This is a genomic window from Rhodococcus sp. 05-2256-B1 (assembly GCF_002258465.1).
GTDB lineage: Bacteria > Actinomycetota > Actinomycetes > Mycobacteriales > Mycobacteriaceae > Rhodococcoides > Rhodococcoides fascians.
The window spans coordinates 132,891-147,466 of the sequence record NZ_NOZA01000021.1 but is presented as its reverse complement, the minus strand read 5'-3'; the positions used below and the strand labels follow the sequence as shown (position 1 = coordinate 147,466).

General features: G+C 65.2%; 14 protein-coding genes. 8 read left to right on the top strand and 6 right to left on the bottom strand.

Features of this window, described 5'->3' with window-relative positions; translation table 11 throughout:
- Nucleotides 1–66: 66 nt before the first annotated feature.
- On the top strand, nucleotides 67–408 hold the full coding sequence (locus CH285_RS11755) for a hypothetical protein (protein ID WP_230072857.1): 342 nt from the start codon (nucleotides 67–69) through the stop codon (nucleotides 406–408).
- Here CH285_RS11755 and CH285_RS11750 read toward each other — a convergent pair.
- Both CH285_RS11750 and CH285_RS11745 read right to left on the bottom strand, forming a co-directional pair.
- Nucleotides 405–2,228: an ABC transporter ATP-binding protein gene (locus CH285_RS11750; protein ID WP_094644196.1), complete on the bottom strand. Its 1,824-nt coding sequence runs from the start codon at nucleotides 2,226–2,228 to the stop codon at nucleotides 405–407. The two genes, CH285_RS11755 and CH285_RS11750, sit on opposite strands and share 4 nt — an antisense overlap.
- Nucleotides 2,221–4,014 (bottom strand): ABC transporter ATP-binding protein, encoded by a 1,794-nt coding sequence (locus tag CH285_RS11745; protein WP_094644195.1) that lies wholly within the window; start codon nucleotides 4,012–4,014, stop codon nucleotides 2,221–2,223. The genes CH285_RS11750 and CH285_RS11745 overlap by 8 nt, the downstream gene beginning before the upstream one ends.
- Nucleotides 4,015–4,209: 195 nt before the next feature.
- On the opposite strand from CH285_RS11745, the gene CH285_RS11740 reads away from it, so the two are divergent.
- Genes CH285_RS11740 through CH285_RS11720 form a run of 5 tightly spaced genes read left to right on the top strand, consistent with a single transcriptional unit; the run spans nucleotide 4,210 to nucleotide 8,061 of the window.
- Nucleotides 4,210–5,358, top strand: coding sequence for a DNA cytosine methyltransferase (locus tag CH285_RS11740; RefSeq protein WP_176458581.1), 1,149 nt, complete (start codon nucleotides 4,210–4,212; stop codon nucleotides 5,356–5,358).
- A 2-nt stretch (nucleotides 5,359–5,360) separates the two neighbouring features.
- On the top strand, nucleotides 5,361–5,786 hold the full coding sequence (locus CH285_RS11735) for a very short patch repair endonuclease (RefSeq protein WP_094644236.1): 426 nt from the start codon (nucleotides 5,361–5,363) through the stop codon (nucleotides 5,784–5,786).
- Nucleotides 5,787–5,842: 56 nt separating this feature from the next.
- On the top strand, nucleotides 5,843–6,901 hold the full coding sequence (locus CH285_RS11730) for a hypothetical protein (protein ID WP_141214998.1): 1,059 nt from the start codon (nucleotides 5,843–5,845) through the stop codon (nucleotides 6,899–6,901).
- Nucleotides 6,902–6,910: 9 nt separating this feature from the next.
- Nucleotides 6,911–7,600: a DUF998 domain-containing protein gene (locus CH285_RS11725; protein WP_230592851.1), complete on the top strand. Its 690-nt coding sequence runs from the start codon at nucleotides 6,911–6,913 to the stop codon at nucleotides 7,598–7,600.
- On the top strand, nucleotides 7,576–8,061 hold the full coding sequence (locus CH285_RS11720; protein WP_032368658.1) for a GAF domain-containing protein: 486 nt from the start codon (nucleotides 7,576–7,578) through the stop codon (nucleotides 8,059–8,061). The genes CH285_RS11725 and CH285_RS11720 overlap by 25 nt, the downstream gene beginning before the upstream one ends.
- Here CH285_RS11720 and dhaL read toward each other — a convergent pair.
- Complete coding sequence (gene dhaL / locus CH285_RS11715; RefSeq protein WP_052068600.1) at nucleotides 8,045–9,736, bottom strand: dihydroxyacetone kinase subunit DhaL; 1,692 nt, start codon at nucleotides 9,734–9,736, stop codon at nucleotides 8,045–8,047. The genes CH285_RS11720 and dhaL overlap by 17 nt on opposite strands.
- A gap of 70 nt (nucleotides 9,737–9,806) precedes the next feature.
- On the opposite strand from dhaL, the gene CH285_RS11710 reads away from it, so the two are divergent.
- Nucleotides 9,807–10,358 carry a YceI family protein gene (locus CH285_RS11710; RefSeq protein ID WP_032368659.1) on the top strand — a complete coding sequence of 184 codons (552 nt, stop codon included), beginning with the start codon at nucleotides 9,807–9,809 and terminating at the stop codon, nucleotides 10,356–10,358.
- Between the two features lie 38 nt (nucleotides 10,359–10,396).
- Nucleotides 10,397–11,125, top strand: a complete 729-nt coding sequence (locus CH285_RS11705) for an SIMPL domain-containing protein (protein ID WP_230592852.1) — start codon at nucleotides 10,397–10,399, stop codon at nucleotides 11,123–11,125.
- Nucleotides 11,126–11,239: 114 nt separating this feature from the next.
- On the opposite strand, the gene CH285_RS11700 is transcribed toward CH285_RS11705, so the two are convergent.
- The 3 genes from CH285_RS11700 to CH285_RS11690 are packed head-to-tail and all read right to left on the bottom strand — an operon-like array spanning nucleotide 11,240 to nucleotide 14,495.
- Nucleotides 11,240–12,349: a CaiB/BaiF CoA transferase family protein gene (locus CH285_RS11700; protein WP_032368660.1), complete on the bottom strand. Its 1,110-nt coding sequence runs from the start codon at nucleotides 12,347–12,349 to the stop codon at nucleotides 11,240–11,242.
- Nucleotides 12,350–12,380: 31 nt separating this feature from the next.
- Entirely contained in the window at nucleotides 12,381–13,022 is a 642-nt protein-coding gene (locus CH285_RS11695; protein ID WP_032368661.1) for a TetR/AcrR family transcriptional regulator, read from the bottom strand.
- A gap of 51 nt (nucleotides 13,023–13,073) precedes the next feature.
- Nucleotides 13,074–14,495 carry a lipase family protein gene (locus CH285_RS11690; RefSeq protein WP_032368662.1) on the bottom strand — a complete coding sequence of 474 codons (1,422 nt, stop codon included), beginning with the start codon at nucleotides 14,493–14,495 and terminating at the stop codon, nucleotides 13,074–13,076.
- Nucleotides 14,496–14,576: the final 81 nt, after the last annotated feature.

Genomic DNA, 14,576 nt, shown 5'->3' with positions numbered 1-14,576 from the left:
CCGTGTGCGACGCCTTACAGCGGCCGGGCCCTGTCGATTTCGCTCACGATTACTAAGGTGATGGCCGTGACGACAGGGAACCCAGGCGGCGGCCAGTTCGATTTCGCGCATTCCGAGCAGGCCGCGAAGAGCCGACAGGACAAGGCGACCGCTCTGGCGCGCTACGTCTGGGAGCGCGGCATCAGCGGCGCGGAACTGCTCGATCTTCCCGACGCCACCCGTCGAAAACTGGCCCGCACAGCGGACCTGCATCCACCGAGCACGATGGAAACGTGGACCATCGTGGCCGAGTTGCTCGACCGCAAATCCGCCTGGGCGGCCGAGCACCCGGGTCACGACGGGGCGACGCCCCAGCACGCCGACGAGAAGATCATGTGGGTCAAGCCGCCGATCACCCCCTGGACCTAGACGAGCGAGTCCTCCCACGCCTCGTGCAGGTGTGCGAAGCGGCCCTCTCCCGCAATGAGGTCCGCCGGGGTTCCGTCCTCGACGATGTTGCCGTCCGCCATGACGAGGACGCGGTCCGCGATGGCCACCGTCGACAAGCGGTGCGCGATGATCAACGCCGTCCGGCCCTGCAGAATCGTTTCGAGTGCGCGCTGCACCAACCGCTCGCTCGGGATGTCGAGACTCGACGTCGCCTCGTCGAGCACGATCACCGACGGCGCAGCGAGGAACACCCTCGCAAAGGCCACCAATTGCCTTTGGCCCGAGGACAATCGGCCTCCGCGCTTACGCACGTCGGTATCGATCCCTTCGGGGAGCGAGGCGATGAACTCGGTCAGTCCGACGGCCTCGGCGGCAGCGCGGACATCGGCGTCCGTCGCGTCGGGACGTCCGAGGCGGATGTTGTCGGCCACCGAGCCGGAGAACAGGAACGATTCCTGTGTCACCATGACGACGTTGCGGCGCAGGTCCTCGTCGGAGATGTCGCGCATGTCGATGCCGTCGAGTCGCACGGATCCGGCGGTCGGATCGTAGAAGCGCGCCAACAGCTTTGCCAACGTCGACTTTCCGGCTCCGGTCGCACCGACCATGGCAACCACCTGACCCGCCGGCACGTGCAGCGAGAACTCCGGCAGCACGACGCGCTCGGTGCCGTAGGAGAAGTGCACGTCGTCGAACGTGATGTCTCCCTTCACCGTTCCGATCGACACCGGGTTCTTCGGGGCAACCACCGACGGCTCTTCCTCGAGTACGCCGGAGATCTTCTCCAGCGCAGCCGCGGCCGACTGGTAGGCGTTGAACACCATCGCCAGCTCGTCGAGTGGGCCGTAGAACCGGCGAAGGTACAGCACGTACGCGGCGAGCACGCCGACGTCCATGTGGCCGTTGATCACTCGCCAGCTACCGAACACCAGGATGATCGCCAGAGTGACGTTGCCGATCCACCGGACGATTCCGGTGTAGCTCGCCATGCCGCGCAGGGCCGCGGTGGTGGCGTCTCGGTACTCCGAGTCCTCGGTCTCGAGGATCGCGTCGTTGCGACCTTCACGCCGAAAGACCTGTACGGCACGGATTCCGCCCATCGACTCCACGAAATGAACCACCACACGTGCGATCGCCACCCGTGTTCGACGGTATCCCTGGCGTTGGCGTCGTTGTGACCACCGGGTGACGAGCACCAGCGGTACGAAGCCGGCGAGCACGATCATCGCCATCGGAACATCGAGATACACGAGGATGACGGCGATCGAGACCATCGACAGGATGGCCGTCAACGCGTCGTTGAGCGCACTTTCGAGCAGTGTCTGCAACGACTCCACGTCACTGGTCAACCGCGAGATCAACCGTCCCGACGTGTATTTCTCGTGGAACGACAGACTGAGTTTCTGCGCGTGGTCGAACACGCGTCCACGCAGGTCGTAAAGAATGTTCTGACTGAGTCGGCCCGAGACGGTGAGAAACGCGTAGGTGGTGAACATTCCGAGCAGGCCGAAGCCGGTGTATCCGCCCACGGCCCACAGCAGCGGACCCCAATCACCTTGTCCGGCAGCACCGACGCCGTTGTCGAGGGCGTAGGCGACGAACAGCGGGCCGGCCACATAGGTGATGTTGTCGATCAGGATGATGACGAAAGACAGCAGGGCCTGCTTCTTGTACGGGCGCACCAGCGAGGCGAGCAACCGCCGAGAACGTCCGGCCAACACCAGGTTTCCGGTGGCGTCCACCTCCGAGTCCTCGCCGCCCACTCCCCGCCAGTCCGCGGTTGCGGTCTGCTCAGCCATGGATCGACCCCATCACGTCGCGGTACCGCGGCGACGACGCCAGCAGTCCCTCGTGCGTTCCCTGCTCCACAATTCTTCCGTTCTCCAGATACAGCACCCGGTCGGCCAACGCCGCCGTCGACGGCCGGTGTGCCACCAGCAACGTCGTCGAATGGGCCAGCACGCGCCGCAATTCCTTCTGCACCTTCGCTTCGGTGTCCACGTCGAGTGCCGAGAGCGGGTCGTCGAGCACCAGCACCCGGGGCTTGCCCAGCACTGCACGGGCCAGTGCGAGTCGCTGCCGCTGCCCGCCCGACAAACTCATGCCCTGCTCACCGATGCGCGTGGCCAGGCCCCACGGCAGCCGGTCGACGAATTCCGTTGCGTGAGCAATCTCCAACGCCTCGGTGATCTCGGCATCGGACGCGCCAGGAGAGCCGAGCGCGATGTTCTCCCGCGCACTGGCCGAGAACAGCACCGGGTCCTCGAACGCTACCGACACGATCGAGCGCAGATCGGCCAGCCGCATCGACGCCACGTCGATACCGTCGATCGAAATGGTGCCCTCGGTAGCGTCGAACAAACGAGGAACGAGGTTCGTCAGTGCCGTCTTTCCGCTGCCGGTGTTGCCGACGAGCGCAACGGTCTCCCCCGGCTCGACGACGAAACTGACATCGGTGAGCAGCGGCGAGGACGCGTCCGGAAAGGTGAATCCGACGCGGTCGAACTGCACTCGGCCACGGATCGTGTCGGGCAATTCGACGGGGTTGTCCGGATCCGTCACGGTCTCCGGGGTGTCGATGATCTCCCAGTAACGATCCGCCGCAGTCCGCGCATTGTTCAACTCCGCCAGCAGGTATCCGAAGGATTCGATCGGCCACAGCAGGAACGTGACGATGGCGATGGCAGCGACGAGCGTGCCGACCGTCATCGTGCCCTGCACGATCGAGTAGGTTCCCACGGCCAGAATCGCGCCGATGGTGATCGGCTGCAGTCCGACGATCACCGCCCAGATGATCGCGAGATAGCGCACCTTCTTCAGCTCGGTGCCGCGAAGAGTGTAGGCCTGACGCAGAAACTGCTTGCCCAGGTGCGCACTTCGCCCGAACGCCTTCAGAACACGGATGCCCTGAATGGACTCCTCGACCGTTGTCGTCACATCACCGGCTTGGTCTTGAGCATCACGCGCGACGACGCGGTACAGCGTCTCGAACCTGGTGCAGGCGATCACCAGCGGAACCGATGTCACCAGCATGATCAGACCCAATTGCCATGCCTGAACGAGCAATACACCGATACCCACGACGAGCGTGACGGCGTTGATGATGATGAACGGGCCGATGAACGCCATGAACCGGCGCAGCGACCCGAGATCGGCGATGGCACGGGAGAGCAGCTGACCCGATTCCCAGCTCTCGTGCGCCGCGACCGACAGCCGTTGCAGCTTGTCGAATACCGTTGCCCGAGCGCTGATCTCGAACTGGCTCGACGGTCGTGACACCAGGTATCGACGCACCCAGATGCCGGCCGCGTCGATGGTGCCGAGCAGCAGGATCAGCGCCGCGGGCCACCACACCGCGGAAAAGTTGCGGTCGGCGATGGGCCCGTCGATGACGCGTTGCATCACCAGCGGAATGACGAGGCCGGTGAGGGTCGCGATGAGCGAGACCACGATGGAGCCGATGTAGAACCACTTGTACGGGGCCAGGAACGGCGCGAAACGCTGCAGCGACGTGGGTGTCCGCGAAGCATTCGGGTTCGACTCAACGACGGTTGGGGCTTCGGGGTCGAGCACACCCGTGGACACGTGTTGTTCTCCTTATTGCGGTGCCCGAATGATTTCATTGCTCAGGCTCAGTTTCCAACCGATTTTCGGCGGCCTGCATTCCAGTGTGGAACCTCGAGCACGGTCGAGGTCAAGTTCGACCGACGCTCAGCACACCGAGTCTCGAGTAACGTGAACCCGTCGGGCGAGAGAAGGGCACACGTGAGCACACGGTCGATGGTCGGGTTGTTCGCCGGTATCGGCGGGCTCGAGCTGGGGTTGGCCGAGGCAGGGTGGACGACGCAGCTGTTGTGCGAGATCGATCCGGGTGCCGGCGCGGTGCTGTCGGCGCGCATGCCGAACGTTCCGCTGCACACCGACGTCACCACGCTGCGCAGCCTGCCCACCGGCACCGAGCTCGTTGCTGCCGGCTTCCCCTGCCAGGACCTCTCCCAGGCCGGACGGACCGCAGGCATCACCGGGGCTCGCTCCGGGCTGGTCGACGAGGTGTTCCGGCTGGTCTCACGTCGCCGCGGCCCGCGGTGGCTGTTGATGGAGAACGTGCCGTTCATGCTGCAACTCGGACGTGGCGCAGCGATGCGACACATCACCGACGCGCTAGAGGACCTCGGCTACATGTGGGCCTACCGCGTCGTCGACGCCCGTGCGTTCGGGTTGCCGCAGCGTCGACAGCGCGTGGTGATGCTGGCCTCGCGCACCGACGATCCGCGTGAGGTGCTGTTCTCGCAGGATGCCGGGCCGTTGCCCGACGGCGATCCGAGTACTGCGCCCTGCGGCTTCTACTGGACCGAGGGCACCCGCGGACTGGGCTGGGCCGTCAACGCCGTCCCCACCCTCAAGGGCGGTTCCTCCCTCGGCATCGCCAGTCCGCCGGCCGTGCGGTTGCCGTCCGGGGAGATCGTCACGCCCGGCATCATCGGGGCCGAGCGGCTGCAGGGGTTCGATCCGGACTGGACGCTGCCTGCGGTCGAGCGCGCCGGAGTGCGTACCGGGCATCGTTGGAAGCTCGTCGGCAATGCCGTCAGTGTGCGGATGGCGTCGTGGGTCGCCGCCGCACTCGACGACCCGAAGCCCTACGACGTCGCAGGCGACACCGCGTTGCTGCCCGGTCAGGCCTGGCCGACGGCCGCGTGGGGCCGAGACCGCGCGAGCTTCAAGGTGACCGTGTCGACCATGCCGGTGCACGAACCGCCCGAGGACCTGATCGACTTTCTGGACGACTCCACCCTGCTGTCGGCGCGAGCCACGGCCGGGTTCCTCAAGCGCGCACGAGCCGGCAACCTCCGCTTCGCCGACGGCTTTCTCGACGACCTCGACGCCCACCTCGAGCGCATGGGTGGGTACGCGAAACGAGTGTCGGTGTGAGCGTGACACGCCCCGTCACCGACGCGAAAACCAGTGCACGGCTCAGTAAGCAGCGTCGCCGCGACACCAAACCGGAAGTGGCGCTGCGGCGAGAGTTGCACCGACGAGGACTGCGCTACTTCGTCGACCGCGCTCCGCTGAAGGGCATGCGGCGTCGAGCAGATCTGGTGTTTCCCCGTCGCAAGGTGGCGGTCTACGTCGACGGCTGCTTCTGGCACAGTTGCCCCGTCCACGCGACGAAACCCCGCAACAACGCCCAGTGGTGGGCCGACAAGCTGGCTGCCAACGTGGCCCGCGACCGCGACACCGACACCCGCCTGATCGAGGAAGGCTGGCGCGTCGTGCGGATCTGGGAACACGAGGACCCGGTCGTCGCCGCCCAACGCGTCGTCGGTGATCTTGCTGCAGATCCGATAGTGACCGACTGAAACCCACAGCACTCCCCGCGCGTCCAACCTGATGATCGGTCGATTCGAGTCGGGGGATGAGGACAGTGCGTAAAAGTTGGGTGCTTGCGGCGATGGCAGCGGCGATGTCGGTATCGACCAGTGGATGCGCGGTGGTGTTGCTCGGCAGCGCATTCCCCGCCGGCAGTGCGTCGCCTGCGGGGCAGAACCGGTACGGATTCGAGATGTCGGAGGCAGACCGCTATCTGGCCGACTCGGCGGCCTTCGTCCGCAGCCTCGATCCCTGCGGCTTCCTCACCGAGGACGACCTCACCGCCCTCGGTACCGTGGTGCAGCTCCGACCGGACGGCGAACTGAGTAGCTGCTCGGCAGAAGTCAACCCTGGGCGATCGGACGTCACGGACTCCGTGTCGATCAAGCTGAACGGATACCAGCCGACGCCGGCCGACCCGAACTTCGAGCAAGTCACGATCGACGGCGAACAGGTGTACCTCGACGACGCCTCCCGAGGGACGTGTCGCGTCAGCTTCCCGCTTCGCGACGAGTTCGACGGCACCACCTCCGGGCCCATGGACGATGTTCTCACCGAATCCGGTCGTAGTTTCGCCACGATCGACGTCTATCTTGCTGACGGGGACGCCTGCAGTGCAGCGAAATCCGTTACCGAGACCGCACTCGGCCTCGTGAGCGATCCCCCACTACGTGCCGATTCCAGGTACAACCTTCCGTTGGCCACGAAGGATCCGTGCAGCGTTCTGGAGCATCTGCCCGAGACCTGGACGGTCGACCGGTGGAACCCTGCCGCGGATCCGTACGGCTGCCACTTCGAGGCGTCGTCTGCGACGTTCGAGGACAACCTGGTACTGCTCGACGTCGCGCTCACCTACGACGACAGCGACTTGCGTTCGACAGATCGCGAGAAGATCCGGCAGGGCGGTTACACCGTCGAGACTCGCGACTCGGATTCGGTGTGTTCGGCCGACATCGTGTTGGGCAACCCCGTTCTCGGCCTGCCCGGTAACGACGACTCAGCCGCGCGTTACGCCCGCACGGTTCCCGAGCTGTCCGTCATGGCGGACGACTGCGACTCCGCCGTCGCGCTGGCGGTGGCAGCTGCCGACGAGCTCACTGGTTAGCCTTGGTCGGTGCGCTCGAAAACCGAAGGTGTGGATATCCGCCGAGTAATCGCGGTGGTGTTTCTGATCCTCGCCGGGTTGCTGTACTCCGCGTGGGTGGCCGAATTCTTCCTCGATACCGGGCTCGACCCGGCTCGATCCTTCCTCAGCGAACTCGATGCCCGCGATCAGCCGTACCGCGAATTCTTCTCCACTGCAGACGTGGTCACGGGTTCGCTGATGATCCTCGCCGCCGTGCTCGGTTTCCTCGTCAGCCCTCGCCGACGGCTCGTCGTCACCGGCTGGGTGGCGTCGGGCATCTTCGGTATCGCCACCATCGCCGACGCGAAACTGCCACTCGAGTGTGTGGCCGCCGACGATCCGAGCTGTCCGATCGAGCCCAGCGGGTTGTTCCCCCAGCTTCATCATCTTCATGCCCTGACGAGCACCATCGCGGTGTTCGCGATTTTCACGTTCATGATCGCGTTCACGCTCGCCGCACTCCGTTATGGGGCCTATCCCCTGCTTCGGACGCTCGGTGTCGCGGTACTGGCCATCACGGCCCTGGCCACGGCGTGGCTGTTGATCGCCGACAACCTTCCCGGCGATCACGGCCTCGGTATCGCTCAGCGGGTGCAGGTGGGTGGGATGTCGGCGTATCTGGTGGTGCTGGGGTGTGCGCTTAGACTCGGCGCATGTCCTTCACCGCGACAGCACTGAACGGGTCCAAGGTCGAGCAGTACCAGCAGCTCGCCGAGCAGGCCAGGGGCCTCGTCTACGAGGAATCCAACCTGATCGCCAACGCCGCCAATCTTTCTGCGTTGGTCTATCACGCTCTGCCCGAGGTCAATTGGGTCGGCTTCTACCTGTTCGACGGCACCGAACTGGTGGTCGGCCCGTTCCAGGGCCAGCCTGCCTGCGTTCGCATCGCGCTGAGCAAAGGGGTCTGCGGCGCTGCCGCGACCACCCGCGAGACACAGCGAGTGGCCGACGTTCATGCCTTCCCCGGCCACATCGCGTGCGATGCCAACACTCGCTCCGAGGTCGTCGTTCCGCTGTACCAGGGCGAGAAACTGATCGGTGTATTCGATCTGGACAGCCCGATACCCGATCGCTTCGACGCCGACGATCAGGCCGGCCTCGAAGCGATCGCGGCGGTGTTCCTCAGCTCGCTGGAGTAGAGCCTGCGGAACGACCCGGGTTTGCTGGAGTAGAGCCTGCTGCCGCCTCGAAGAACCAGGCCATGACCAACGCACCGGGGTCGACGACGCCTCGCGCGGCCTCACCGACATAGCTGGCGCGGCCGCGGTTGGCGGTGATGTCCTTGGTCGATTCGGCTCCGGTCTTCGCGGCGTCGGCGGCATCCTGCAGGGTGCCGCTGTCTTTCTCGAGCGCGTCGACAGCCGGGGCAATGGCGTCGATCATCGTCTTGTCGCCCACGCGGGCTCCACCGAGTTCGGTGATGCTGTCCAGTCCGGCCCGCGCGGCCGCTGCGACAGCCGCGGCAGATGGCTCGGATTCGAGCATCGTTCGGTAGAACTGGCGGAACCAGATGCCGAACAGTGCACCGGACGTACCGCCTGCATGGCCGAGGTAGGCCTCGCTCACGGCTTCGAATACCGTTGCTGCCGAATAGGTTTCCTTGATCGCGTCGAGGTCGAGTTGTTCCAGTGCGGCCACCATGTTGGTACCGAAGTCGCCGTCGCCCGCCTTACGATCCAATTCGGTCAGAGCGGGCTCCTCGTCGAGTACCCGCTGGGCCCACGACCCGATCCACTCCGAGACGAATGCCGACTTCTCTCCGGTGTCGGACGGCGAGAACGTCGGCCCGAATGCGCCGCGCTCGCCCACCGGTTTCGCACCTTGGCTCTGCGCGTTGGGCCAACCGGGCGCATCGGTGGGGGCGTCCCAGAGTTCGAGCATCTCGTCGTCGGCGCGCACCAGAGTGATGGACGCTCCGCCCATGTTGAGCGCGGTGACAAAACTTCCGACGAGTGAGCGGGTTATCTCGATGCCCTTACCCGCGAGGTACTCCGAGAGTTCCCCGAACAGCAGATGCAGTTCGAGCGGGTGCGTTGCGCCGAGCCCGTTGACGATGGCGATCACCGATTCGCCCGAGTTCAATCCGAGCGAGCTCACGATGGGCTCGGTCAGCTTCTCGACGACCGCCTGAGCAGGCAGCCGGGACACCCGGTCGGTGCCGCGCTCACCGTGGATACCGATGCCGAGTTCGATTTCCTCCTTGGGCAGTTCGAACGACGGCCCGTCGGCACCCGGTAGCGTCGGCGGGTTCAATGCGACCGCCATACTGCGCGCGTTCTCCGCTGTTCGACGCCCCAGCGCGACCACCGCCTGCAGGCTGTCGCCACGTTCTGCCGCTGCGCCGCACACCTTTTCGACGACGATGGTCGCGGCAGTGCCACGGCGACCCGGGCCGTCCTCGCTCTCGCTGGCCACGTCGTCGTCGACGAGAACGACATCGGCCGCAATACCGTCTTCCTGCAACAACTCTCGGGCGATCTTGAAGTTCATCACGTCGCCGGTGTAGTTCTTCACGATGTGCACCACTCCGCCGCCGGAGTCCACGGCCTTGGATGCCTCGTGTACTTGGAGGGCGTTCGGTGACGTGAACACCAGGCCGGGGCACGCGCCGGTGAGCATGCCGCGACCGATGAATCCGGCATGCATCGGCTCGTGGCCCGATCCGCCACCGGACAGCAGCGCGACTTGACCGTCGGAGATGCGATAGCGACGGGTGAGAAATCCGGGATCGGCGTGCCAGGTGACGTCGTCGGTGGCGGCCACGAAGCCGCGGAGGGCGTCGGCGACGAATGTTCGAGGAGAATTGGAGAACATTCCTTCACACTAAGCCTCCATTGTCGGCTTCGGTGAGCTGCCGGGCCGCCGCGCGTCTACAGTCGCGAAGATGACCACCGAGACCTGGGCTTTCGACGCATCGGACGGCGGGCAGCTGGCTGTTCGGACGGATGTCACCGGGAGGGCATCCAAGATGGGGCATCGACTCACGATTGCGGTGACCTCCTGGACCGCGACGGTCGAGTGGTCCGGGGACGCCCCCACCGCGGTGTCACTGACCGCCGAGGTCGGCTCACTCGAGGTGATCCACGGCGAGGGCGGACTGACACCGCTGGTCGGGCCGGAGAGGATCGTCGCAAAAGCCAACGCACTCAAGACCTTCGATGCCAACCGGTACCCGACAATTCGATTTCGTTCGGAGGAGATCACTGCCATTGCCTCCGGATTTCGCTTGGCGGGTACCGCCGAGATACACGGGGTCTCGAAGGAGATCACCGTGGACGTGGACGTCACCGACTCCGGCGACAGATGGCAGATCGGTTCCGAAACTACTGTGCGTCAAACGGATTACAAGATCACGCCGTATTCGCAGATGTTCGGAGCCATGAAGGTGGCAGACGAAGTGACCGTGACATTCAACGCCGAGTATCTCAAGCCCTGAGCCTTCCCAATTCACCTGCAATGGTGGACACTACGGCGGTGAACCGAAATCGATGGACGATCGGATCGTGCGCATCGGCCCTGGTGTTGGCCGTGGCCCTGACCGCGGGCTGCAGCAGTCCGGCGACCACGTCCCCGGACGGACCTCCCGGAGTGAACGTCAACGGAGTGGGCGAAGTCCAGGGCGCACCGGACACGTTGACGACTCAGATCGGCGTTCAGGCCACAGCCGAGGACGTCACTGCCGCCATCGAACAGGCCAATGCTGCGGTTACCGAGGTGACCGACGCAGTGATTGCTGCCGGCGTCGCGCGCGAGGACATTCAGACGCAGCAGGTGTCGATCGATCCGCAGTACTCCGGAGCACTGCCGGGCGGCACCTCGGCCATCTCCGGATATCAGGCCACCAACACCTTGCAGGTCACGGTGCGCGACCTGTCGAAGGCGTCTGCAGTCCTGGGCGACGCCACCTCCGCCGGTGGCAACGCGACCCGAATCTCCGGGGTCTCGTTCAAGATCGACGACGATTCCGAGCTGATCACCGATGCCCGGTCCAGGGCGTTCGCCGACGCCCGCGATCGCGCCGAGCAGTATGCGTCGCTCGCAGGCGGCGAACTCGGTGACGTTCTGTCGATCACCGAGTCGATCACCGGTCAGGAGCAGCCGACGAGCTTTCGCGACTCCGCTTCGTTCGACACGGCAGTGCCCATCGAACCGGGACAGCAAACCGTCAGCGTGTCCGTGTCGGTGAAGTGGGCGCTGAACTAGCGCAGCGAGTTACTGCCGCTGCAACTATTGCTCCACTGAAGAGGTTGCATACCGGGGATTCGCCGACTCGAGCCCGGGAGTGGAGCACAAGTTGCAGGACCACCACGCGCGGGCTCAGCCGGCCGGCGGAGGTGGCAGCCGGTAGTTCACCGGGGTCGCCGAGAAATCCACCGGATTTCGGACGCCCTCGGCCACTGCCCCTGGAACCCCGATGCGTGGTTCGAGACCCAACGATTCCGCGAACGCGAATGCCTCCTCGATGGAATTGACCGGCCCGGCGGGAACGTGCCGCGCCATCAGTTCTCGATACCAGTCGTCCGCAGTACGCGTCTGCAACGCCGTGTTGAGCAGGTCGACCAACTGATCTCGATGTTCGACGCGAGCAGAATTGGACGAGAAGCGTTGATCCGCAGCCAGATCCGGGGTACCCAGCACGTCGACCAGCGCCTGAAATTGCCGATCGTTGCCCACGGCCAACGCGAGCGGTCGATCGGCGGTCTCGAACACCTCGTACGGCACCAACGACGGATGCTTGTTGCCCATGGGAACCGGTACGACCCCGGCCCCGAGGTATGCCGCCGACTGGTTGCTGAGTGCGGACAGTACCGACGCCATCAGCGAGGTGTGCACCCGCTGACCCGCACCGGTGTTCGATCGATGATGCAGTGCGGCAAGGATTCCGCTCAGCGCGTGCAGACCGGTGACGATATCGACCATCGCCACGCCCACTTTCGTCGGCGTGGATGCGTCGGGGCCGGTGACGCTCATCAGCCCGCCGACGGCTTGGACCACCAGATCGTATCCAGGAAGAGCAGCACCGCCGCCGGTACCGAAACCGGTGATCGAGCAGTAGATCAGGCCAGGGTTCGTCTGCGCGACAGCCGAATAGCCGAGACCGAGCCGGTCCATCGTTCCGGCGCGGAAGTTCTCGATCACGATGTCTGCGCCCGCGACGATCTCACGGGCCTCGGCCACACCGCTCTCGGACTGCAGGTCGATGAACCGAGACGTCTTGTTCCGATTGACCGAGTTGAAATACGTTGCGGTACCGGCAGAATCGTACGGCGGACCCCACAATCGGGTGTCGTCGCCGCTGCCGGGCCGCTCGATCTTGATCACGTCTGCGCCCATGTCGCCGAGCATCATCGTCGCGTACGGTCCGGCGAGCACACGAGAGAAGTCCGCGACCACGAGGCCTGCGAGCGGACCGGTGGCGTCTGTCATCGGTCCACTGTATTGCGCGGCCGGCTGCAGTTCAGTTCAGGTCCGGAACGAACGCTGCCAGGACGGCAACCATCGTGTCCACGATCTGCTCGATAGGTGGACGAGGCGGAGCAGTGCGGGACCAGTCGGAGACGATCTCGGTGAGCGCACCGAGGAATGCCGTTGCGGCCAAGCGGTATCCACCCGGGGGAACGAAATCGGAACCGACTTCCGAGCGCAGGGTGTTCTCGAAGAACTCCACCCACTGCGCACGACGGCGCGTCCGATGCTGTTCGACGGCATCGCTGACACCCAGCATCTCCAGATAAGAGATGCGCGCCCGACGTGGGTCACCACCGATCGATCCGACCAGGGCCGTCATCGCTGCGACGACCAGAGAGCGACGGTCGCGGTCGACCTGCTCGTCGAGTGCGGCGACGACGGCGGCCAGCGCGTCGTCTTGGATCAGGTCGTAGACGTCCACGAGCAGCGCCTCACGGTTGGCGAACTCACTGTAGAACTGACTGCGCGCGAGGCCGGCCGCGGCGCAGATGTCCGCCACCGAGGTGGCGGCGTACCCGCGTCCCCCGATGACCTCGATAGCCGCGTGCAAGAACCGAGCTCGTCGATCGGCTTTCCGAACAGCGGAGGATCGTCCGGCGTAGATGCGGCCCTGATCATCGGCGACAGTCACCGAGGGAGTCTACAGGCGACGCACCGCTCGCAGCCCCGCTGATCGGTTCCATCACGACCCGATCGGCTTCCCGAACAATCCGGCGATTATCTCGCCGACGGCCGCGACGAACGTCGGGTGTGCACGCGTGTCGAGCGCCATCGAGCCGACATCGTTCGTCCGGCAACCCGGTTCCACCGGAACACCGGCAAATCGGTCGCGCATCCACAACACCGCACTCGGAAAAGCGATCAGCTCCAAGCTGATGTGCTCACTGAAATGATCGCGGGTGTACGTGACGTCGGCACCCAGACGGCTGCAGTACGACTCGACCATCGCGTTGACCGGCCCGATCGGCACCAGCCAGTCCGGGTTGGAATGGTAGACGTAGAGCGGCATGTTCGGAGTGGTGCGGCCGAGCTGCATCGCGGACAGGGCCTTCTTCACCACCGGTTGCTGGATCGGGTCGCCGTCGGTGTGCAGCAAGCCTTTCAGGTTGACGAACGGCAGCAGCGCCGACGAGTAGCCGACACAAAGGTTGTCCTTGGCCGCGAACAACGTTCTACCGAACGGGTCGACGTGTTCGTCGATGAAGGCGGCCAACTCGGGACTCTCGCGGCTGGCACCGATGATGCCGGCGGCGACGATGCCCGATCCCAGGGTGTTGTTCGCGTTGTCGACCAATGCCCCGAGTTCGGCCGGGGTGCCGCCCTCGGTGACTCCGACGATATCGAGCTCAGGGGCGTAGTTTTCGGCCAGTTCTGCTGCATGCCCGGTGGCGATCGCGCCACCGGAGTAGCCGCTCATCCCCACCTTGGTGGCCTCCCCGGCCAACTGCATCGGCGCGAAATTCTCGGCAGCTCGGATGCCGTCGAGTGTGATCCGACCGGCGACCGGCCCGGCGGCGAACGAATTGTTCGGGCCTTGATGATCGGGTACCGACACCGCCCATCCTTGCGCCAACGCCGCCTGCACTTCGAGGAATTGAGCGCCCGACGTCACCGCGCCGGTCACCGGCCAGGGGATGGCACCCGCTCGCATCGCGTACGACGGAGCGCAGTAGGCCGCGAGAGAATCCTCGGCTACCTGGATGGAGATCAACGGACGCGGTGCCGCAGGCACTCCCCGCGGCTTGATGACCGTGGTCACGGCGGCAATCGGCTCGTCGCGCCCGTTGTTGGACCGGAACGACAATTGCCAGGCGTCGACCTGCGTGGGAATCACGTTGAGAGTAGCCAGCTCGACGGGCCGTGCGGCGATGATCTGGCCCGGCGCGGCCGCTGCCACCACGTCGGCGGAAGGAAGGTAGAAGTCGGTGTCGAACTCGGGAATCTTCGGCCACGTGAGCGGCGGCAGAGGCGGCTGAACCTCCACACCGGCCGGACCGCTGGAATCGGGTGCAGCGGAAGCGGGGCTGGTCGTAGCGGCAACGGCGGCGGCTACGGTCGCCACACCGATCGCTACCCGCAGCGTCCAAGATCGGGCAGAAGACACGGCTGTACTCCTTCGCGCCGGACAACGGGGTCCACAGGACGCGCGCCCGGCGACATTTCGTACAGCGCATCCGACAATCTT